21 protein-coding genes are annotated in these 20,932 nt (G+C 70.5%); 20 read left to right on the forward strand and 1 reads right to left on the reverse strand.

Features of this window, described 5'->3' with window-relative positions; translation table 11 throughout:
* Positions 1 to 16: 16 nt before the first annotated feature.
* From ACIP4Z_RS17715 to ACIP4Z_RS17750, 8 genes are all read left to right on the forward strand, one after another.
* Entirely contained in the window at positions 17 to 424 is a 408-nt protein-coding gene (locus ACIP4Z_RS17715; protein WP_401309054.1) for a hypothetical protein, read from the forward strand.
* Between the two features lie 18 nt (positions 425 to 442).
* The gene (locus ACIP4Z_RS17720) at positions 443 to 757 is read left to right on the forward strand and encodes a hypothetical protein (protein ID WP_355340480.1); all 315 of its coding nucleotides are present in this window, start codon (positions 443 to 445) and stop codon (positions 755 to 757) included.
* A 53-nt stretch (positions 758 to 810) separates the two neighbouring features.
* Positions 811 to 1,464, forward strand: coding sequence for a hypothetical protein (locus ACIP4Z_RS17725; RefSeq protein WP_391050442.1), 654 nt, complete (start codon positions 811 to 813; stop codon positions 1,462 to 1,464).
* A gap of 84 nt (positions 1,465 to 1,548) precedes the next feature.
* Positions 1,549 to 1,845 carry a WXG100 family type VII secretion target gene (locus ACIP4Z_RS17730; RefSeq protein WP_188281644.1) on the forward strand — a complete coding sequence of 99 codons (297 nt, stop codon included), beginning with the start codon at positions 1,549 to 1,551 and terminating at the stop codon, positions 1,843 to 1,845.
* Between the two features lie 290 nt (positions 1,846 to 2,135).
* Complete coding sequence (gene mqnC / locus ACIP4Z_RS17735; protein WP_355340477.1) at positions 2,136 to 3,329, forward strand: cyclic dehypoxanthinyl futalosine synthase; 1,194 nt, start codon at positions 2,136 to 2,138, stop codon at positions 3,327 to 3,329.
* A 53-nt stretch (positions 3,330 to 3,382) separates the two neighbouring features.
* Positions 3,383 to 3,883: an imidazolonepropionase-like domain-containing protein gene (locus ACIP4Z_RS17740; RefSeq protein ID WP_391050386.1), complete on the forward strand. Its 501-nt coding sequence runs from the start codon at positions 3,383 to 3,385 to the stop codon at positions 3,881 to 3,883.
* Between the two features lie 54 nt (positions 3,884 to 3,937).
* Positions 3,938 to 4,648, forward strand: a complete 711-nt coding sequence (locus ACIP4Z_RS17745; RefSeq protein WP_355340471.1) for a demethylmenaquinone methyltransferase — start codon at positions 3,938 to 3,940, stop codon at positions 4,646 to 4,648.
* A gap of 179 nt (positions 4,649 to 4,827) precedes the next feature.
* On the forward strand, positions 4,828 to 6,114 hold the full coding sequence (locus ACIP4Z_RS17750) for a geranylgeranyl reductase family protein (protein ID WP_355340468.1): 1,287 nt from the start codon (positions 4,828 to 4,830) through the stop codon (positions 6,112 to 6,114).
* A 189-nt stretch (positions 6,115 to 6,303) separates the two neighbouring features.
* Here the strand turns inward: ACIP4Z_RS17750 and ACIP4Z_RS17755 are convergent, their stop codons facing one another.
* Entirely contained in the window at positions 6,304 to 7,308 is a 1,005-nt protein-coding gene (locus ACIP4Z_RS17755; RefSeq protein ID WP_391050387.1) for an NlpC/P60 family protein, read from the reverse strand.
* Positions 7,309 to 7,915: 607 nt separating this feature from the next.
* Here ACIP4Z_RS17755 and ACIP4Z_RS17760 point away from each other — a divergent pair.
* From ACIP4Z_RS17760 to nuoL, 12 genes are read left to right on the forward strand one after another with little or no spacing between them, the layout of a single operon-like run.
* Complete coding sequence (locus tag ACIP4Z_RS17760; protein ID WP_355340462.1) at positions 7,916 to 8,275, forward strand: NADH-quinone oxidoreductase subunit A; 360 nt, start codon at positions 7,916 to 7,918, stop codon at positions 8,273 to 8,275.
* A gap of 55 nt (positions 8,276 to 8,330) precedes the next feature.
* Positions 8,331 to 8,885 carry an NADH-quinone oxidoreductase subunit B family protein gene (locus ACIP4Z_RS17765; RefSeq protein WP_355340459.1) on the forward strand — a complete coding sequence of 185 codons (555 nt, stop codon included), beginning with the start codon at positions 8,331 to 8,333 and terminating at the stop codon, positions 8,883 to 8,885.
* Complete coding sequence (locus tag ACIP4Z_RS17770) at positions 8,882 to 9,607, forward strand: NADH-quinone oxidoreductase subunit C (RefSeq protein ID WP_401309063.1); 726 nt, start codon at positions 8,882 to 8,884, stop codon at positions 9,605 to 9,607. The genes ACIP4Z_RS17765 and ACIP4Z_RS17770 overlap by 4 nt, the downstream gene beginning before the upstream one ends.
* A complete protein-coding gene (locus tag ACIP4Z_RS17775; RefSeq protein WP_355340453.1) occupies positions 9,607 to 10,941 on the forward strand; it encodes an NADH-quinone oxidoreductase subunit D in 1,335 nt (444 codons plus the stop codon). Before ACIP4Z_RS17770 ends, ACIP4Z_RS17775 begins: the two co-directional genes overlap by 1 nt.
* Positions 10,938 to 11,825 (forward strand): NADH-quinone oxidoreductase subunit NuoE, encoded by an 888-nt coding sequence (nuoE, locus tag ACIP4Z_RS17780; protein WP_355340450.1) that lies wholly within the window; start codon positions 10,938 to 10,940, stop codon positions 11,823 to 11,825. The genes ACIP4Z_RS17775 and nuoE overlap by 4 nt, the downstream gene beginning before the upstream one ends.
* Entirely contained in the window at positions 11,825 to 13,159 is a 1,335-nt protein-coding gene (gene nuoF / locus ACIP4Z_RS17785; protein WP_355340447.1) for an NADH-quinone oxidoreductase subunit NuoF, read from the forward strand. The genes nuoE and nuoF overlap by 1 nt, the downstream gene beginning before the upstream one ends.
* Positions 13,156 to 15,654 carry an NADH-quinone oxidoreductase subunit G gene (locus ACIP4Z_RS17790; protein ID WP_401309068.1) on the forward strand — a complete coding sequence of 833 codons (2,499 nt, stop codon included), beginning with the start codon at positions 13,156 to 13,158 and terminating at the stop codon, positions 15,652 to 15,654. The genes nuoF and ACIP4Z_RS17790 overlap by 4 nt, the downstream gene beginning before the upstream one ends.
* Positions 15,651 to 17,075, forward strand: a complete 1,425-nt coding sequence (gene nuoH / locus ACIP4Z_RS17795; RefSeq protein ID WP_355340441.1) for an NADH-quinone oxidoreductase subunit NuoH — start codon at positions 15,651 to 15,653, stop codon at positions 17,073 to 17,075. Before ACIP4Z_RS17790 ends, nuoH begins: the two co-directional genes overlap by 4 nt.
* A complete protein-coding gene (gene nuoI / locus ACIP4Z_RS17800; protein ID WP_355340438.1) occupies positions 17,068 to 17,769 on the forward strand; it encodes an NADH-quinone oxidoreductase subunit NuoI in 702 nt (233 codons plus the stop codon). Before nuoH ends, nuoI begins: the two co-directional genes overlap by 8 nt.
* Positions 17,766 to 18,716: an NADH-quinone oxidoreductase subunit J gene (locus tag ACIP4Z_RS17805; protein ID WP_391050388.1), complete on the forward strand. Its 951-nt coding sequence runs from the start codon at positions 17,766 to 17,768 to the stop codon at positions 18,714 to 18,716. Before nuoI ends, ACIP4Z_RS17805 begins: the two co-directional genes overlap by 4 nt.
* The gene (gene nuoK, locus ACIP4Z_RS17810; protein WP_355340432.1) at positions 18,713 to 19,012 is read left to right on the forward strand and encodes an NADH-quinone oxidoreductase subunit NuoK; all 300 of its coding nucleotides are present in this window, start codon (positions 18,713 to 18,715) and stop codon (positions 19,010 to 19,012) included. Before ACIP4Z_RS17805 ends, nuoK begins: the two co-directional genes overlap by 4 nt.
* Before the next feature lie 13 nt (positions 19,013 to 19,025).
* Positions 19,026 to 20,930 (forward strand): NADH-quinone oxidoreductase subunit L, encoded by a 1,905-nt coding sequence (gene nuoL / locus ACIP4Z_RS17815; protein ID WP_355340429.1) that lies wholly within the window; start codon positions 19,026 to 19,028, stop codon positions 20,928 to 20,930.
* Positions 20,931 to 20,932: the final 2 nt, after the last annotated feature.

The raw sequence follows: 20,932 nt of genomic DNA on the forward strand, positions 1-20,932 counted from the left end.
GAGCGAGGACATCGCGATGACCGGTCCCAGTGACCAGACGATGGCGGCCATGCGGCGGCTCGCCGCGCAGGTGCGGGACGAGTTGGAGCTGGCCGGGCTGCCGGTCGCGGCCGGGGGGCACCGGCTGGTGGCGCGGGGGGCGCAGGTGGAGATCGACGCGCTGGACGACGACGACCCCGGCGTCGTCGTGTCCTGGCGCCCGCACCCCAGCCTCGCCGTGGCCGCGGACCGGGCGGTCGCGGCGCGGGACGAGGCCGCGGGCACGATGCAGCGCTTCGGAGAGATCGAGCAGGCCATGAGCCCGGCGCTCGCGGCCGTGCTGACGTCGGCGGGCTTCGTCCTCGACGCCGAGGACGACCTGCTGCGGGTCACGGCCGCGCCGCCCGGCGGCGGAACAGTGGGATTGTTGGAGCGGACGACCTGACGTGGGGAGGGGGATCGGATGGGTGGGGCTCCGGATCGGCTCGCGGTCGATCTGACCGGACTTGAGGACTTCGCGCGGACGTTGGACTCCGTGCGGACGACCATGAACGGGACGCGGAAACTCTTCAACTCGTACGAGGCCAAGCTGGGCTCGGACAAGGTGTCGGGGGCGCTCGACAGCTTCGAGCACAATTGGAAGGACGGCCGCAAGGAGATCGACAGCCAGTTGGAGGGGCTGTCGAAGATGGCCGACACCGCGGTGCGCGAGATCAAGAAGGCGGACAAGGACCTCGCGGACCAACTCGCCAAGTCCGCCAAGGGAGACGGCAAGTGACGACCCCCGGCGCGGACGCCGACGACAGCGAACAGCCGCGGCCCGTACGGGTGATGCCCGTCGAGCGGGAGGGCTTCTCCCTCACGGTGCCCATGACGTGGTGGGAGTTCGACCTGCACCCGGCGACCCGCGACGAGAGCGTGCGCCGCACCATCGCGCAGCGCGTCAAGGAGAATCCGGCGCTGGCCGAACACCGCGACGTGCTGGCGCGGTTCCTGCGCAAGGCGGCGCGGGACGCGTACGAGAGCGGCGCGGTGTACGTCGGCTGCATGGCGCAGAACTTCGGCGCGCTGCCGCTCACCGCGTCGGTGACGGTCTCGCTGATCGGCGCGCGGACGCCGGAGGGTGAACTGCTGGCGGCGGACCCGGCGTCGATCGTGGCCGGGCTGCGCGCGCGGGAGGCGGCCAAGGACGGCGACCCGTGGCGCAAGGTGACCACCGTCGACATCCCGGAGACGGGCCTGGCGGCGCGGACGTACGGCATCGAGGACGTCACCGTGCCGGGCGACTCGCGGACGGTGCGGACCGTGCTGATGCAGACGTTCATCCCGCTGCCGGGGCACTCCGACAAGGTCGCGCTCGTGGCGGGCAGCAGCGCCGTACTCGACCTGGCGGACTCGTTCTTCGACATCTTCGACGCCGTCACGTCGACGTTTCGGTACCGGGAACCAGGGGCTGCACCCCTCACGTCCTCCCCTGTAAGTTGAGGCATCAGCAGACCATCAGACAAATCTGCGATCAGGAGCCACGGGGGTCGGCCCTGCGGCACGTTCGACGAGAGGTAAGCCGCTATGGCTAATGTCAACGTTACGTACCAGGACATGCGGGATGCGGCCACCAAGCTGCGCACCGGTCAGCACGAGATCACCGAGAAGCTGAACACGCTGCACAAGTTCGTTCAGGATCTCGTCAACGGCGGCTACGTCACGGACCGTTCCTCGAAGCAGTTCGACCAGTCCTACAGCGAGTTCAACACCGGTGCCACCAAGACCATCGAGGGTCTGGACGGCATGGGCAAGTTCCTGGAGAGCGCGGCCGACGCGTTCCAGCAGGCGGACGAGCAGCTCGCCAAGGGTCTGAACGGCTGACGGTCCCCCCGACCGTCCGGCATGACCCGCGAGACCCGGCGTGTGCGCCGCGGCGACATGATCCGCCGCGGCGCACACGCGCGTCCGGCCCACACGCGCGTCCGGCCCACACGCGCGTCCGGCCCACACGCGCGTCCGGCGCACCCGTACGTTCGGCAGCCCCGCGCGTCCGGCACCCCCGTACGTCCGGCACACCCGTCCGTGGGGGCCGTGGGTCGTCCGGGACGCTGGCGTACGCTGGGCTGGTCCGTCCGCACTCCACGTCCGCACTCCTCCGAAAGGACCTCCCGGTGAGCGATACCGCAGCCGTCCTCGACCGTGCCGCCGCCGGTGGCCGGATCACGCCGGAGGAGGCGCTGGACCTCTACCGCTCGGCGCCCCTGCACGCGCTGGGCTCGGCCGCCGACGCCGTACGCCGCCGCCGGTACGCGGGCACCGAGCACATCGCGACGTACATCATCGAGCGGAACATCAACTACACGAACGTCTGCGTGACGGCGTGCAAGTTCTGCGCCTTCTACGCGGCCCCCAAGGACACCGACAAGGGCTGGTCGCGCGGGCTCGACGACATCCTGCGGCGCTGCGCGGAGACCGTGGAGCTGGGCGGCACCCAGATCATGTTCCAGGGCGGCCACCACCCGGACTACGGGGTCGAGTACTACGAGGAGCACTTCTCCGCGATCAAGGCCGCGTACCCGCAGCTCGTCATCCACTCCCTCGGCGCGTCCGAGGTCGAGCACATGGCGAGGATCTCCGGGGTCAGCGCCGAGGAGGCGATCCGCCGGATCCACGCGGCGGGCCTGGACTCCTTCGCGGGCGCCGGGGCCGAGCTGCTGCCCGCCCGGCCGCGCAAGGCCATCGCGCCGCTGAAGGAGTCCGGCGAGCGCTGGCTGGAGATCATGGAGACCGCCCACAACCTGGGCGTCGAGTCCACCTCCACCATGCTGATGGGCACCGGTGAGACCAACGCCGAGCGGATCGAGCACCTGCGGATGATCCGCGACGTGCAGGACCGTACCGGCGGCTTCCGGGCCTTCATCCCGTACACCTACCAGCCGGAGAACAACCACCTGAAGGGGCAGACGCAGGCGACCCTCTTCGAGTACCTGCGGATGATCGCCATCGCGCGGCTCTTCCTCGACAACGTGGCGCACATCCAGGGGTCCTGGCTCACCACCGGCAAGGAGGTCGGCCAGCTCTCGCTGCACTACGGCGCCGACGACCTCGGCTCGGTGATGCTGGAGGAGAACGTGGTGTCGTCGGCCGGCGCCAAGCACCGCTCCAACCGGATGGAGCTGATCCACCTCATCCGGTCCGCGGGCCGCGTCCCGGCGCAGCGCGCCACCACGTACGAGCACCTGGTCATCCACGACGACCCGGCGAACGACCCGGTCAACGACCACGTCGTCTCGCACCTGTCGTCCACGGCGATCGAGGGCGGTACGGCGCACCCGGAGCTGAAGCTGCTGGACGCCTCGCGCTGAGGCGACCGGGGGCGGCCTGCCCCCGGAGGCCCGGCGTGCTGGATCATGGACCCATGCTGACCCTTCACGTCGCCCCGCTGCTCCGGCTCACCGCGGGCGGCGAGGCCGTCCCGGACGGCGCCGTCCTCGTCGACGGCGGCCGGGTCGTCGCGGTCGGGCCGATGGACGAGGTCGCCGCCGCGCACCCGGACGCCCGGGTACGGCGCTGGCGCGGCACCATCGGCCCCGGACTCGTCGCCGACGGCGTGCGCGTCTTCCTCGAAGAGACCTACCACGAGGACCCGCAGGACCCCGACCGGCCGCACGACCGTGCCGAGTCGGTGCGGCGCGGCATCCACGAGCTCCTCTCCCGGGGGGTGACCGGGGTGGTGGACGACCTCACCGACGCCGCCGTCCGCTCCGCCGTCGACCACACCGGCCTGCTCCGGCTCTGGCCCGGCACCACCTCGCCCGGCCTCGCCCCCGGCGGCCGGGCCGACCTCGCCGTCCTCGCCACCGACGGCTCCTGCGTCGCCACCGTCCTGGCCGGCCGCCTCGTCCACCGCCGCGCGTAGGTCCCCCGACGGGGCAGCGGCCTTGGCGGCGCGCGATGCGAATAGGGTGGGGGCGTGACGCGAGCATCGCTGGACAAGCAACCGCACGAAGTCGCCGCCATGTTCGATGACGTGGCGGCCAAGTACGACGTGACGAACGACGTGCTGTCGCTCGGCCAGACGCGGCTGTGGCGGAAGGCCGTCGCGCAGGCCCTGGAGGTGGGGCCGGGCGAGCGGGTGCTGGACCTGGGGGCGGGGACGGGCACGTCCTCGCTGCGCTTCGCCGCCGCGGGAGCCGACGTCGTGCCGTGCGACTTCTCGATCGGGATGCTGCGCGAGGGCAAGAAGCGGCACCCGGAGCTGGCGCTGACGGCGGGGGACGCGACCCGGCTGCCGTTCGCGGACGGCGTCTTCGACGCGGTCACCATCTCCTTCGCGCTGCGCAATGTCCACGACACCGCCGCCGCGCTGCGCGAGATGCGGCGGGTGGCCAAGCCCGGGGGACGGCTGGTCATCTGTGAGTTCAGCCACCCCACGTACCGGCCGTTCAGGACCGTCTACACCGAGTACCTGATGCGGGCGCTGCCGCCGGTCGCGACGGCCGTCAGCAGCAATCCCGACGCGTACGTCTACCTCGCCGAGTCCATCCGCGCCTGGCCCGACCAGAAGGGGCTCGCCACCCGGCTCCAGGAGGCCGGTTGGAACGCGGTGGCCTGGCGCAATCTCACCGGGGGCATCGTCGCCCTGCACCGGGCGACGGCTCCGTCCACGGCTCCCTCCGCGTAGGACCGCGCGCTCGCGTCAACGCGCCGCGCCGCCGCGAACCGCGGTTCAGGCGGGCCCCGCTGTGTCCCGTCGCCGGGCCTCATAGACTCGGTACCGGCCGGGCAGCTCTCGGCCGAGCAGCGCCCGGCCGATAACGACCGTCGCCGACACCGACACTCGCCGAAACGGGAGAGCCCACCGTGACCGACACCGCCCTGTCCGAGCGCAGCGCCGATGTGATCGTCGTCGGCGCCGGGCCCGCCGGTTCGACGACCGCGTACTACCTGGCCAAGTCGGGACTGAACGTCCTGCTGCTGGAGAAGACCGCGTTCCCGCGCGAGAAGGTGTGCGGCGACGGCCTGACCCCGCGCGCCACCAAGCAGCTCGTGTCGATGGGAATCGACATCTCGCAGGAGGCGGGCTGGCTGCGCAACAAGGGCCTGCGCATCATCAGCGGCGGCGTGCGCCTCCAGATGGACTGGCCCGAGCTGGCCGCGTACCCGAACTACGGACTGGTCCGCAAGCGCGACGACTTCGACGACATCCTCGCCCAGCAGGCGGTGAAGGCGGGCGCGACGCTGTACGAGCGGTGCAACGTCGGCGCCCCGATCACCGACGCGCGCACCGGGCGGATCACCGGCGTCGAGGCCAAACTCGGCGAGGAGAAGCGGCCGGTGACCTTCCACGCGCCGCTGGTGGTCGCCGCCGACGGCAACTCCACCCGGCTGTCCCTGGCGATGGGCCTGCACCGCCGCGAGGACCGGCCGATGGGCGTCGCGGTCCGCACGTACTTCACCTCGCCGCGGCACGAGGACGACTACCTGGAGTCGTGGCTCGAACTGTGGGACCGGCGCGGGCCGCAGGACCGGCAACTGCCCGGTTACGGCTGGGTGTTCGGCCTCGGTGACGGCACGTCGAACGTCGGTCTCGGCATCCTCAACTCCTCCTCCGCGTACCGCGAGCTGGACTGGCGCGAGGTGCTCAAGGCGTGGTGCGCCTCGATGCCGGAGGAGTGGGGCTACACCCCGGACAACATGACGCAGCCGATCCGCGGCGCCGCGCTCCCGATGGCCTTCAACCGCAAGCCGCACTACACCAAGGGCCTGGTCCTGGTGGGCGACGCGGGCGGCCTGGTCAACCCGTTCAACGGCGAGGGCATCGCCTACGCGATGGAGTCCGGCCAGATCGCCGCCGACGTCATCACCCAGGCGCACGCCCGTGCCACCTCCGCCCAGCGCGAGCTGGCCCTTCAGAACTACCCGCGCATCCTCCAGGACACCTACGGCGGTTACTACACGCTGGGCCGCGCCTTCGTGAAGCTCATCGGCAACCCGAAGGTGCTCCAGATCGCCACGCAGCGCGGTCTCACCCACCCGATGCTGATGCGCTTCTGCCTCAAGCTGCTCGCCAACCTCACCGACCCGACCGGCGGTGACGCGATGGACCGCGTGATCAACGGCCTGACCAAGATCACGCCGAGCGCGTGACGCTCTCCGCGTCCTGACCCGCCCGCCGGTACGTCCGACCGTCCGGCGTGCGGGTGTCTGCGTCGGTCACACCCCCGACCCTTCCCCGTCCGCGCGTCGGCGCACAACGGGCAGCGGACCGCCGTGACGTCCCGGTGAGGGAGTCACGGCGGTCTTATGGTGCCAAGCGTACGAAAAGGGGGAAACGGGTCAGAGGACCCGAACCGCCCAGTCCGGCATGTAGTCGGCCATCTGGTGAATGGCCACGGGGGTCGAGGGGTTGGCCGCGTCCAGGTACTGGCCGTCGCCGATGTAGACGCCGACGTGGTAGGCGCTGCCCTGGCCGCCCCAGAAGATGATGTCGCCGGCCTGCACATTGCTGACCGAGACGGGGGTGCCGACGTTGGACTGCTCCTGGGAGGTGCGCGGCAGGTCGACGCCGACGGTGGCGTAGGCGACCTGGGTGAGGCCGGAGCAGTCGTACGAGTCGGGACCGGCGGCGCCGTACACGTACGGCTTGCCGATCTGCGACTTCAGGAAGCTGATCAGCTTCGCGACGCTGCCGGTCGCCGTGGTGGCGGACGGGCTGGCCGTCGAGGTGGTCGTACCGGAGTCGGATGAACCGGACGAACCAGAAGAATCAGAAGAACCGGACGAGTTGGCCGACGCGGTCGGTGTGGCCAGCGCGGTGCGCTCGGCCGAGCGGGAGGCGGCCTGGGTGGCGGCGCGCTCCTTGGCGGCCTCGGCGGCCTTCGCCTCGGCCTCGGCCTTCGCCTTCGCGGCGGCCTTGGCGTCGGCGCTCTTCTTCGTGGCGGCGGCCTCCTTGGCGGCCTCGGCCACGGAGGCGTCCTTGGCGGCCTGGAGCTGCATCGCGATGGCGGCCTGGTCGATCGCCTGCGCGGCCTGCGCCGCGGTCACCTCGGTGGTCAGCGTGGACGCCTGGGCGGCCGCCTCGGCGGCGTTCGCGAGATCGGACGGCGTGAGGGCCGGAGTGCCGTGCGCGGGGGTGGAGTCGGTGTTGTCGGCCAGGGCCGGGGCGGCGGAGCCGCCGAGAGCGATCGCGCTGACGACGCCGCCGACGAGTCCTGCCCTGCGTACCCAGTTGGGGCGGCCGGGGGCGGCGTGCCGTCGGCGGCCGGTATGCGATTCGGTCGGATGCGAGCCGGACGCGGAGGTCCGGTCGGACGCGGAGGTCCGTATCTGGTTCGGGGACATGCGGTCCTGGCTATCAGGAATGCTTGGTTCCGTTCAACAAAGGTGGGATGCGACACAGTTGACGTGCTCACGGCTCAAATGCCCCGTTTGTGATCTTGGCGCGCGAGCACTTTCGCCCGGTTTCGGATAAGCGGTCACCTATGCGCTCGTGCGCGCTTTCACGCGGGTGAATCACGTGTGAATGCCGGGCTCCGGGGCCGTCGCCGCTCGACCGCCGCGCGCTATCACGTGGAGTCGTCCAGCGCCAATTTGCCTCTGCCGAGCGCGCCTTGATAATGCGCGCACCGCTCTGACCAGCGACAACGCTTCCGCTTGTGACGTGAAGTGATCCTTTGCGGCCGTTCCGCACCATGATCACCGCTCATCCGACTTCATGATCGTTCGTCAGGTGGTGGAGATCACAAAGGTCTTGGCGTACCCCGTGTCGCAGATCACAGACCGGCAGGCATAGGATGCAGGCGGCTCAGGCTTGTGAACTGCCTCACATAGAAGCGATCTTCGTCGTTTCGGTGACGCGGACCATGGGCAAGGGCCGGCTCCTCCGCCCACCTCGGCGGGGGGACACCCACGCAGTCACTGGCGACTGAAAAGGAAGGAGCGGGGGACGGTGAATGCCTACGCGCCCATCCTCGTGCTGGGAGGCCTTGCGGCCGGCTTCGCGATCTTCTCCGTTTTCATGGCCTCGATCATCGGGCCAAAACGGTACAACAGGGCCAAACTGGAAGCGTATGAGTGCGGCATCGAGCCCACCCCGCAGCCGGTCGGCGGGGGACGCTTCCCGATCAAGTACTACCTGACGGCGATGCTCTTCATCGTCTTCGACATCGAGATCGTCTTCCTCTATCCCTGGGCCGTCACCTTCGACCGGCTGGGGATGTTCGGCCTGGTGGAGATGCTCCTCTTCGTGCTCACCGTCTTCGTCGCCTACGCGTACGTGTGGCGGCGCGGCGGCCTGGAGTGGGACTAGGGAACGCCGAGAGGACCAGGGGACCAGGGGACAGAAGGGGACCAGGAGCCAACGCATGGGTATCGAAGAGAAACTGCCGAGCGGATTCCTGCTCACGACCGTGGAGACCGCCGCGGGCTGGGTACGTAAGGCGTCGGTCTTCCCGGCCACCTTCGGCCTGGCCTGCTGCGCCATCGAGATGATGACCGCGGGCGCCGGGCGCTACGACATGGCCAGGTTCGGCATGGAGGTCTTCCGCGGCTCGCCGCGCCAGGCCGACCTGATGATCGTGGCCGGCCGGGTGAGCCAGAAGATGGCCCCGGTGCTGCGCCAGGTCTACGACCAGATGCCGAACCCCAAGTGGGTCATCTCGATGGGTGTCTGCGCCTCCAGCGGCGGGATGTTCAACAACTACGCGATCGTGCAGGGCGTCGACCACGTCGTGCCGGTCGACATCTACCTGCCCGGCTGCCCGCCGCGCCCCGAGATGCTGCTGGACGCGATCCTCAAGCTGCACGAGAAGATCCAGCACTCCAAGCTCGGCGTGAACCGCGAAGAGGCGGCCCGCGAGGCGGAGGAAGCGGCCCGCAAGGCGCTCCCGACGATCGAGATGAAGGGCCTGCTGCGGTGACCAGCAACACTCCCGAGACCCCGGAGAACCTGCCGGGACAGCGCGCCGACGCCGGTGAGGTCATCGGCGTCCGCAAGGGCATGTTCGGTGCCAACAACGGCGGCGACACCAGCGGTTACGGCGGCCTGGTCCGTACCGTCCGGCTGCCCGGCGCGAGCAACAGGCCCTACGGCGGAGCCGACGGCGTCTTCGACGAGATCGCCGACGAGCTGGAAGGCGCGTTGGAGGAGCAGGGCCTGCCCCCGGCCGAGGCGATCGAGAAGACCGTCGTGGACCGCGGCGAGCTGACCTTCCACATCGCCCGCGAACACCTGGTCACCGTCGCCAGGACGCTCCGCGACGACCCGGCGCTCCGCTTCGAGCTGTGCCTCGGCGTCAGCGGCGTGCACTACCTCGGCGACGAGGGCCGCGAGCTGCACGCCGTCTACCACCTGCGCTCGATCACCCACGCGCGGCTGATCCGCCTGGAGGTCAGCGCCCCCGACGCCGACCCGCACATCCCGTCGCTGGTCTCGGTCTACCCGACCAACGACTGGCACGAGCGCGAGACGTGGGACTTCTTCGGCATCGTCTTCGACGGCCACCCGGCGCTCACCCGGATCATGATGCCGGACGACTGGCCCGGCCACCCGCAGCGCAAGGACTACCCGCTCGGCGGCATCCCCGTCGAGTACAAGGGTGCCCAGATCCCGGCTCCCGACCAGCGGAGGTCGTACAGCTAATGAGTACTCACCACGCCCCGCAGCAGGCCGACGAGCGGGAGACCACCGAAGGCCGGGTCTTCACCGTCACCGGCGGTGACTGGGACGAGCTGGCCGAGACCGTCAGCAAGGCCGACGACGAGCGCATCATCGTCAACATGGGCCCGCAGCACCCGTCCACCCACGGTGTGCTCCGGCTGATGCTGGAGATCGACGGCGAGACGGTCACCGAGGCCAGGTCGGGCATCGGCTACCTGCACACCGGCATCGAGAAGAACATGGAGTTCCGGACGTGGACCCAGGGGTCCACCTTCGTGACGCGCATGGACTACCTGACGCCGCTGTTCAACGAGACGGCGTACTGCCTGGCCGTCGAGAAGCTGCTCGGCATCACCGAGCAGGTGCCGCAGCGCGCCACCGACATCCGCGTGCTCATGATGGAGCTCAACCGGATCGCGTCCCACCTGGTCTGCATCGCCACCGGCGGCATGGAGCTGGGCGCGACCACGATCATGATCTACGGGTTCCGCGACCGCGAGTACATCCTCGACATCTTCGAGCTGATCACCGGCCTGCGGATGAACCACGCGTACGTCCGCGTCGGCGGCCTCGCGCAGGACCTGCCGCCCGGCGCGATCGACCTCGTCCGCGAGTTCGTGAAGACGTTCCGCAAGAATCTGCCCGAGTACGACAAGCTCGCCACCGGCAACCCGATCTTCAAGGGCCGCATGGTGGACGTCGGTTACCTGGACCTCGCCGGGTGCATGGCGCTCGGCGCCACAGGACCGATCCTGCGCGCCGCCGGACTCCCGCACGACCTGCGCAAGTCCGACCCGTACTGCGGTTACGAGAACTACGACTTCGAGGTGCCGACCGCCGACACCTGCGACTCCTACGGCCGGTTCCGGGTCCGCCTGGAGGAGATGCACCAGAGCCTGCGGATCGTCGAGCAGGTGCTCGACCGGCTCGCGCCGGGCCCGGTGATGGTCGAGGACAAGAAGATCGCCTGGCCCGCGCAGCTCGCGCTCGGCCCCGACGGCCTCGGCAACTCGCTCGACCACATCAAGAAGATCATGGGCACCTCGATGGAGGCCCTGATCCACCACTTCAAGCTGGTGACCGAGGGCTTCCGGGTCCCGGCAGGACAGTCCTACGCGGCGATCGAGTCGGCCAAGGGCGAGCTGGGGGTGCACGCGGTCAGCGACGGCGGCACCCGCCCGTTCCGGGTGCACTTCCGCGACCCGTCCTTCACCAATCTCCAGTCCATGGCGGCGATGTGCGAGGGCGGCCAGGTCGCCGACGTCATCGTCGCGGTGGCGTCCATCGACCCCGTGATGGGAGGCGTCGACCGATGACAGACGTGGCCATGGGTGCCACCGGGGGAGTGTCCCTGGGCATCCCGCAGATGCCCGCCCCGGACTTCCCGGCCGATGTGCGCGCCCGGCTGGAGGCCGACGCCAAGGAAGTGATCGCCCGCTACCCCGGATCGCGCAGCGCCCTGCTGCCGCTGCTGCACCTCGTGCAGTCCGAGGAGGGGTACGTCACCAGGACCGGCATCCGGTTCTGCGCCGAGGTGCTCGACCTGACCACCGCCGAGGTCACCGCGGTGGCGACCTTCTACACGATGTACCGGCGCAAGCCGTCCGGCGACTACCAGGTCGGCGTGTGCACCAACACGCTGTGCGCGGTCATGGGCGGCGACGCGATCTTCGACGAGCTGAAGCAGCACCTCGGCGTCGGCAACGACGAGACGACCGAGGACGGCAAGGTCACGCTGGAGCACATCGAGTGCAACGCGGCCTGCGACTTCGCGCCCGTCGTGATGATCAACTGGGAGTTCTTCGACAACCAGACGCCGGAGTCGGCCAAGCAGCTCGTGGACGACCTGATCGCCGGACGCGAGGTCCGGCCGACCCGCGGCGCGCCCCTGTGCACGTACAAGGAGACCGCCCGCATCCTGGCCGGTTTCCCCGACGAGCGCCCCGGCGCGGTCGAGGCCAGCGGCGGCGCGGGCCCCGCGTCCCTCACCGGTCTGCGGCTGCACAAGGGCGAGACCCCCTCGCGGGTCGTCACCCAGCGCGCCGACTCGCCGCGTGACACACCGGCCGGGCCGCGGGACACCCCGTCGCCCGCCCAGCACGCCAGCTCGCACGACGCGCCCAACAAGACCGCCGAGTCCGACCCGGCCAACGCCGCGGACCCGGTGGCCGACAACGCCAGGCAGGAGGAGGGCGAGTGATGACCGTGGACTCGGCGGAGAAGCTGCTCGCCCCCGTGCTGTCGGCCTTCTGGGACGAGCCGGAGTCCTGGACCCTGGCCACCTACCGCAGGCACGACGGCTACCAGGGCCTGGACAAGGCGCTCGCGATGGCGCCGGACGACGTGATCGCGTACGTGAAGGACTCGGGGCTGCGCGGCCGTGGCGGCGCGGGCTTCCCGACCGGCATGAAGTGGCAGTTCATCCCGCAGGGCGACGGCAAGCCGCACTACCTCGTGGTCAACGCGGACGAGTCGGAGCCGGGCACCTGCAAGGACATCCCGCTGCTCTTCGCGAACCCGCACTCCCTCATCGAGGGCATGATCATCGCGTGTTACGCGATCCGCTCCAGCCACGCCTTCATCTACCTGCGCGGCGAGACGGTCCCCGTCCTGCGCAGGCTGCACGAGGCGGTGCGCGAGGCGTACGCGGCCGGTTACCTCGGCCGTGACATCCAAGGCAGCGGATTCGACCTGGAGTTGACCGTCCACGCCGGCGCGGGCGCGTACATCTGCGGTGAGGAGACGGCGCTGCTGGACTCCCTGGAGGGCCGTCGCGGCCAGCCCAGGCTCCGCCCGCCCTTCCCCGCCGTGGAGGGCCTGTACGCCTGTCCCACCGTGGTGAACAACGTGGAGTCGATCGCCTCGGTTCCCGCGATCATGCAGCGCGGCAAGGACTGGTTCAAGGCGATGGGCAGCGAGAAGTCCCCCGGCTTCACGCTGTACTCGCTCTCCGGGCACGTCGCCAAACCCGGGCAGTACGAGGCGCCGCTCGGCATCACGCTGCGGCAGCTCCTCGACCTCGGCGGCGGCATGCGGCCGGGACACCGGCTCAAGTTCTGGACGCCCGGCGGCTCCTCGACCCCGATGTTCACCGACGAGCACCTGGACGTCGCGCTGGACTACGAGGGCGTCGGCGCCGCCGGATCGATGCTCGGCACCAAGGCGCTCCAGTGCTTCGACGAGACGACCTGCGTGGTGCGGGCCGTCACCCGCTGGACCGAGTTCTACGCCCACGAGTCCTGCGGAAAGTGCACGCCGTGCCGCGAAGGCACGTACTGGCTCGTCCAGTTGCTGCGTGACATCGAGGCGGGCAAGGGCCGGCCCGAGGACCTGGACAAGCTCAACGACATCGCCGACAACATCAACGGCAAGTCCTTCTGCGCGCTCGGCGACGGCGCCGCCGCCCCGATCTTCTCCTCTCTGAAGCACTTCCGCGCGGAGTACGAGGAGCACATCGAGCGCAAGGGCTGCCCCTTCGACCCGGCCCGCTCCACCGCCTGGGCCGACAAGTCCCGTACGGAGGCCCACGCGTGACCGTCACTACCAACGCACCCTCCGGAGGGGGTCAGGCGGCGGTGCCGCCGGAAGATCTCATCTCCGTGCAGATCGACGGCATCGCGGTGTCCGTCCCCAAGGGGACGCTGGTCATCCGGGCCGCGGAACTGCTCGGCATCGAGATCCCCCGGTTCTGTGACCACCCGCTGCTCGACCCGGCCGGGGCCTGCCGCCAGTGCATCGTCGAGGTCGAGGGCCAGCGCAAGCCGGTCGCGTCCTGCACGATCACCTGTACCGACGGGATGGTCGTCAAGACGCAGCTCTCGTCGCCGGTCGCCGAGAAGGCGCAGCGCGGCGTGATGGAGCTGCTGCTGATCAACCACCCGCTGGACTGCCCGGTCTGCGACAAGGGCGGCGAATGCCCCTTGCAGAACCAGGCGATGCAGGTCGGCGACACCGACTCGCGCTTCGAGGGCAAGAAGCGGACGTACGAGAAGCCGGTGCCGATCTCCACCCAGGTGCTGCTGGACCGCGAGCGGTGCGTGCTGTGCGCGCGCTGCACCCGGTTCAGCAACCAGGTGGCGGGCGACCCGATGATCGAGATGCTGGAACGCGGCGCGCTCCAGCAGATCGGCACCGGGGTCGGCGACCCCTTCGAGTCGTACTTCTCCGGCAACACCATCCAGATCTGCCCGGTCGGCGCGCTCACCTCGGCCGCGTACCGCTTCCGCTCCCGGCCGTTCGACCTCGTGTCGTCGCCGTCGGTGTGCGAGCACTGCGCGGGCGGCTGCGCGACCCGTACCGACCACCGCCGCGGCAAGGTCATGCGGCGGCTGGCGGCCGACGACCCGCAGGTCAACGAGGAGTGGATCTGCGACAAGGGCCGCTTCGGCTTCCGCTACGCGCAGCGCCCCGACCGGCTGAGCCACCCCCTGGTCCGCAACGCCGAGGGCGAACTCGTCCCCGCGTCCTGGCCCGAGGCGCTGGCCGCCGCCGCGGCCGGGCTCAGCGCGGCGCACGGCCGCGCCGCGGTGCTGCCCGGCGGACGCGTCACCGTCGAGGACGCTTACGCGTACGCCAAGTTCGCCCGCGTCGTGCTCGGCACCAACGACGTGGACTTCAGGGCCCGCGCGCACTCCGCCGAGGAGGCCGACTTCCTGGCCGCCACGGTCGCCGGGCGCGGCCTCGACCTGTCGGGCACCGGCATCACGTACACGGCGCTGGAGAAGGCACCGGCCGTACTGCTGGCGGGACTCGAGGCCGAGGAGGAGGCCCCCGGGGTCTTCCTGCGGCTCCGCAAGGCGCACCGCAAGCGCAAGCAGCAGACGTACGCCCTGGCCACGCACGCCACCCGCGGCCTGGAGAAGGCGGGCGGCGTCCTGCTGCCCGCCGCCCCCGGCACGGAACCCGAGTGGCTGGACGCGCTCGCGGGCGGTGTCGGCCTGGACGAGACCGGGCAGGCCGCGGCCGAGGCGCTGCGCGCCGCGGGCGCCGTCATCCTGGTCGGCGAGCGGCTGGCCGCCGTGCCCGGCGGGCTGACCGCCGTGGTCCGGCTGGCCACGGCCACCGGCGCCGCGCTGGCGTGGATTCCGCGCAGGGCCGGTGAGCGCGGCGCCGTCGAGGCGGGCGCGCTGCCCGGACTGCTGCCCGGCGGCCGTCCGGTCACCGACCCGCGGGCCCGCGCCGAGGTCGCCTCGGTGTGGGGTCTGCCGGAGCTGCCGCACCGCTTCGGCCGCGACACCGGCCAGATCGTCGAGGCCGCCGCCGCGGGCGAGCTGGCGGCCCTGGTCGTCGGCGGCGTCGAGGTCGCGGACCTGCCGGACCCGGCCCGCGCCCGCGAGGCGCTGGACGCGGTCGGCTTCCTGGTCAGCCTGGAGCAGCGGCCCAGCGAGGTCACCGACCGCGCCGACGTCGTCCTCCCGGTCGCCGCGGTCGCCGAGAAGACCGGCACCTTCCTCAACTGGGAGGGCAGGGCCCGGATGTTCGACGCGGCCATCAAGCCCGACCAGGCCACCAACCGGCACCAGCTCCCGGACGCCCGCGTCCTGACGATGCTGGCCGACGCGCTCGACGTCCGGCTCGGCCTGGCCGACGTGCGGGGCGCGCGCTCCGAACTCGACCGGCTCGCCGGGTGGGACGGCCCCTGGGGCAGCTCGCCGCTGGAGTCCGCCGGATCGCTGCCCCGCCCCGAGGCGGGCCAGGCGCTGCTGGCCGGACACCGGCTGCTGCTCGACCAGGGCCGCCTCCAGGACGGGGACGACGCGCTGGCCGGCACCCGGCACGCGGCCGTCGCCCGGCTGTCGGCCGCCACCGCCGCCGAGGCCGGTGTCACCGACGGCGACCCGCTGACGGTGACCGGGCCCGCGGGCGCGGTCACGCTGCCGCTGGTCGTCACCGCGATGCCCGACCGGGTGGTGTGGCTGCCGCTGAACTCCGCGGGGAACGGCGTCGCCTCCGACACCGGTGCCCGTACGGGCCAGGTCGTCTCCGTCGGCGGCGCCGCCGCGGTCACGCAAGAGGAGGGCACCCGATGAGCGCGCCACTGACCCAGCTCGCCGCCACCACGGAGAATCTCTCCTGGTTCGGCAACGACATCTGGTGGCTGATCATCCTCAAGGCGGTCTTCTGCTTCGCCTTCGCGATGCTGACCGTGCTCGTCGCCATCGTGTGGGAGCGCAAGGTCGTCGCGTGGATGCAGTTGCGCATCGGCCCGAACCGGCACGGCCCCTGGGGCATGCTCCAGTCCCTCGCCGACGGCATCAAGCTGATGCTGAAGGAGGACATCGTCGTCAAGCGGGCCGACAAGGTGGTGTTCATCCTCGCGCCCGTCGTGGCGGCCATCCCGGCCTTCATGGCGTTCGCGGTGATCCCCTTCGGCCCGGCCGACAACGAGGTGTCGATCTTCGGCCAGCGCACCGCGCTCCAGCTCACCGACCTCCCGATCGGCCTGCTGTTCATCCTGGCCACCGCGTCGGTCGGCATCTACGGCATCGTCCTGGCGGGCTGGTCGTCCGGCTCGACGTACCCGCTGCTCGGCGGCCTGCGCGCGTCCGCGCAGATGATCTCGTACGAGATCGCGATGGGCCTGTCCTTCGCGGCGGTCTTCCTCTACTCCGGCTCCATGTCGACGTCGACGATCGTCGAGGCGCAGCACGACCGCTGGTACGCGATCCTGCTGCCCGTCTCGCTGATCATCTACATCATCGCGATGGTCGGCGAGACCAACCGCGCGCCGTTCGACATGCCGGAGTCCGAGGGCGACCTGGTCGGCGGCTTCAACACCGAGTACAGCTCGATCAAGTTCGCGCTGTTCATGCTCGCCGAGTACGTGAACATGGTGACGGTCTCCGCGGTCGCGACGACGCTCTTCCTCGGCGGCTGGCGCGCCCCCTGGCCGATCAGCACGGTCTGGATCGGCGCGAACCACGGCTGGTGGCCGATGCTCTGGTTCATCGTCAAGGTCCAGTTGCTGCTGTTCTTCTTCATCTGGCTGCGCGGCACCCTGCCCCGGGTCCGCTACGACCAGTTCATGAAGCTGGGCTGGAAGGTCCTCATCCCGGTCTCCATGGTCTGGCTGATGCTGGTCGCCGCGGTCCGCGCGATGCGCAACGAGGACTACGACTTCACGAAGATCGTCCTGTACATCGGCGGTGTGGTGATCGCGCTGCTGCTGATCTCGCTCATCGCGGACGTCTTCAGGGACCGCGAGGAGAAGAAGGCCGCCGTCCGCGGCGGCGGCGCGCTCGCGCCACCGGACCGCTTCGACCCGATGGCGGGCGGCTATCCCGTACCGCCGCTGCCGGGTCAGGAGGCGGAGCGGGTGCCGCGGCGCCCCAGCCGGGCGGCACAGCCCCAACTCGTGGGTGCCGCCAGCGCGTCCGGCGTGTCCGGCGCGGCGGAACCGGACGTCCAGGATGCCCCCGAGCAGGAGAAGAAGGAGGACGGCGATGCCTGAGTTCCTCGGCCCGGTCGCAGGCTTCGGCGTGACCTTCAAGGCCATGTTCAAGAAGCGGCTGACCGAGCAGTACCCCGAGTACAAGAAGCCCACCGCCCCGCGTTTCCACGGCCGCCACCAGCTCAACCGGCACCCGGACGGCCTGGAGAAGTGCGTCGGCTGCGAGCTGTGCGCGTGGGCCTGCCCGGCGGACGCCATCTACGTGGAGGGCGCGGACAACACCGAGGAGGAGCGCTACTCACCCGGTGAGCGCTACGGCCGCGTCTACCAGATCAACTACGCCCGCTGCATCCTGTGCGGCCTGTGCATCGAGGCGTGCCCGACGCGCGCGCTGACGATGACCAACGAGTACGAACTGGCCGACCGGACCCGCGAGTCGCTGATCTTCACCAAGGAACAGCTCCTGTCCGGGCTCGAGGAGGGCATGGTCGACTCGCCGCACTCGATCTTCCCCGGCATGGACGAGGGCGACTACTACCGCGGCGCGGTCACCGAGGCCGCGCCCGGCACCGTACGGCAGGTCGCGGTCTCCAAGGGCGAGAAGCCGGACGAGACGGTGCGGACCGACGGCGCCACCGCGGCGGACGCGCCCGACGCCCCCGAGACGGGCTTCACCAGGACCGACGCCGAGGGCGCCGCGGTCGCGCCCGCCCCCGGCGGCGGCACGCCCGCGGGAACGGGGGACGAGGCATGATCGCCGCGACCTCCCAGCTCGCCACCTCCCAGCTCGCCGCCGCCGCGTCGCAGACCTCCACCGGCGAGGCCGTCCAGTTCTGGATTCTGGGCACGGTCGCCGTGCTCGGCGCGCTCGGCACCGTCCTGATGAAGAAGTCCGTGCACAGCGCGCTGTCGCTGGCCGGGACGATGATCGTGCTCGCGATCTTCTACCTGGCGCAGGGCGCGTACTTCCTGGGCGTCGTGCAGATCGTCGTCTACACCGGCGCGATCATGATGCTCTTCCTCTTCGTCGTCATGCTGGTCGGCATCACCGCCGCCGACTCGCTGAAGGAGACGCTCAAGGGCCAGCGCTGGATGGCCGCGGCCTGCGGTCTCGGCTTCGGCATCCTGCTGATCGCCGGGATCGGCAACGCCTCGCTCGACACCTTCGCCGGTGTCGGCCAGGCCAACTCCGCGGGCAACGTGCCCGGTCTGGCCCGGCTGATCTTCACCAAGTACGTGTGGTCCTTCGAGATCACCGGCGCGCTGCTGATCACCGCGGCCATCGGCGCGATGGTGCTCACGCACCGCGAGCGCACCGAGGAGCGGCGCACCCAGCGCGAGCTGTCCGAGGCGCGCGTGCGCGGCGGCGTACAGGTCACCCCGCTGCCCGCGCCCGGCACCTACGCCCGGCACAACGCGGTGGACATCCCCGCGCTGCTGCCCGACGGTTCCATCTCGGAGCTGTCGGTCAGCGCCACGCTGCGGGCCCGCGGCCAGATCCGTGACGTGTCCGCCGACGCCCTGCACCGGCTCGCCGAGCTGGACCAGCGCACCGAGGAGTACCTGGAGCGCGAGCCGGAGCGTACGGCGGTGGAGCGCAAGGCCGAACGAGCCGAGCGCGAGACCGTACGCGAGGCCGACCGGGAAGCCGCACGAGAGGCCGACCGGGCTTCCGACCGGGCCGAGGAGGGTGCCAAGTGAATCCGGCCAACTACCTGTACCTGTCGGCGCTGCTGTTCACCATCGGCGCGGCGGGCGTACTGATCCGGCGCAACGCGATCGTGGTCTTCATGTGCATCGAGCTGATGCTGAACGCCTGCAACCTGGCGTTCGTCACCTTCTCGCGGCTGCACGGCAACCTCGACGGCCAGGTGATCGCGTTCTTCACGATGGTGGTCGCCGCCGCGGAAGTCGTGGTCGGCCTGGCGATCATCGTGTCGATCTTCCGCTCCCGCCACTCGGCTTCGGTCGACGACGCCAATCTCATGAAGCTGTAGAGGGGCTGCGACAGTGGAGAACCTGATCGGACTGCTCGTCGCGGCGCCGCTGCTGGGCGCGGGCATCCTGCTGACCGGAGGCCGGCGGCTCGACCGCTTCGGCCACCTGCTCGGCACGCTGCTCGCCCTGGCGTCGTTCGCGCTCGGCGTGGTGCTGTTCGCCAACATGCTGGGCAAGGACGCCGACGCGCGTGGCCTGCACTCGCACCTGTTCACCTGGGTGCCGGTCGGCGGTTTCCGCGCCGATGTCGGCTTCCAGCTCGACCAGTTGTCGATGACGTTCGTGCTGCTGATCACCGGTGTGGGCACGCTGATCCACATCTACTCGATCGGCTACATGGAGCACGACGAGCGCCGCCGCCGCTTCTTCGGCTACCTCAACCTGTTCCTCGCGGCGATGCTGCTGCTGGTGCTGGCCGACAACTACTTCCTGCTGTACGCCGGTTGGGAGGGCGTCGGCCTCGCCTCGTACCTGCTGATCGGCTTCTGGCAGCACAAGCCGAGCGCGGCGACCGCGGCGAAGAAGGCGTTCCTGGTCAACCGGGTCGGCGACATCGGCCTGTCGGTGGCCATCATGCTGATGTTCACCACCTTCGGCTCGTTCGCCTTCGCGGACATCCTGCCGCGGGCCGCGGACGCCTCGACCACGCAGCACGCCACGATCACCGGCATCGGCTTCATGCTGCTGCTGGCCGCGTGCGGCAAGTCGGCCCAGGTGCCGCTCCAGTCCTGGCTCGGCGACGCGATGGAGGGCCCGACCCCGGTCTCGGCCCTGATCCACGCCGCGACCATGGTGACCGCGGGCGTCTACCTGATCACCCGCTCCGGCGCGATCTTCAACGCGGCGCCCGACGCGCAGACCGCCGTCGTCACCGTCGGCGCGGTCACGCTGCTGTTCGGTGCGATCGTCGGTTGCGCGAAGGACGACATCAAGAAGGCGCTCGCCGGATCGACGATGTCGCAGATCGGCTACATGATCATGGCGGCCGGGCTCGGCCCGATCGGCTACGTCTTCGCGATCATGCACCTGGTCACGCACGGCTTCTTCAAGGCCGGGCTGTTCCTGGGCGCCGGTTCGGTCATGCACGGCATGAACGACGAGGTCGACATGCGGCGTTACGGCGGCCTGCGCACGTACATGCCGGTCACCTTCGTCACCTTCGGTCTCGGCTACCTGGCGATCATCGGCTTCCCCGGCCTGTCCGGCTTCTTCTCCAAGGACAAGATCATCGAGGCGGCCTTCGCCAAGGGCGGCGCCGAGGGCTGGATCCTCGGCTGCTGCGCCCTGCTGGGCGCCGCGATCACCGCCTTCTACATGACGCGCGTGATGCTGATGACCTTCTTCGGCGAGAAGCGCTGGGTGCCGGACGCCGAGGGCCACGAGCCGCACCCGCACGAGTCGCCCAAGTCGATGACCATCCCGATGATCATCCTGGCTTTCGGCTCGGTCCTGGCCGGTGGCCTGTTCAGCATCAACTCCTCCTTTGTGAAGTGGCTGGAGCCGGTCACCGGGCACGCCGAGGGCGACTCGCCGATCAGCGCGGGCACCGTCACCGGCGGCACGATGGTGGCGCTGGTCATCGGCGTCGGCATCGCCTGGATGCTGTACGGCCGCAGGTCCGTCCCCGCCGTCGCGCCGCGCGGTTCGCTGCTGACCCGGGCGGCCCGCCGCGACCTGCTCCAGGACGACTTCAACCACGTCGTCCTCGTCCGCGGCGGCGAGCACCTCACCCGCTCGCTGGTCTACCTCGACCACTCCCTGGTCGACGGCGTCGTCAACGGCACGGCCGCCTCGGTCGGCGGCCTCTCCGGCCGCCTCCGCAAGCTCCAGAACGGCTACGTACGGTCGTACGCCGTCTCGATGCTCGGCGGCTCCGCGGTGCTGGTCGCCGCGACTCTTCTCATGAGGGCGGTCTGATA

The organism is Streptomyces sp. NPDC088910, assembly GCF_044749865.1.
GTDB lineage: Bacteria > Actinomycetota > Actinomycetes > Streptomycetales > Streptomycetaceae > Actinacidiphila.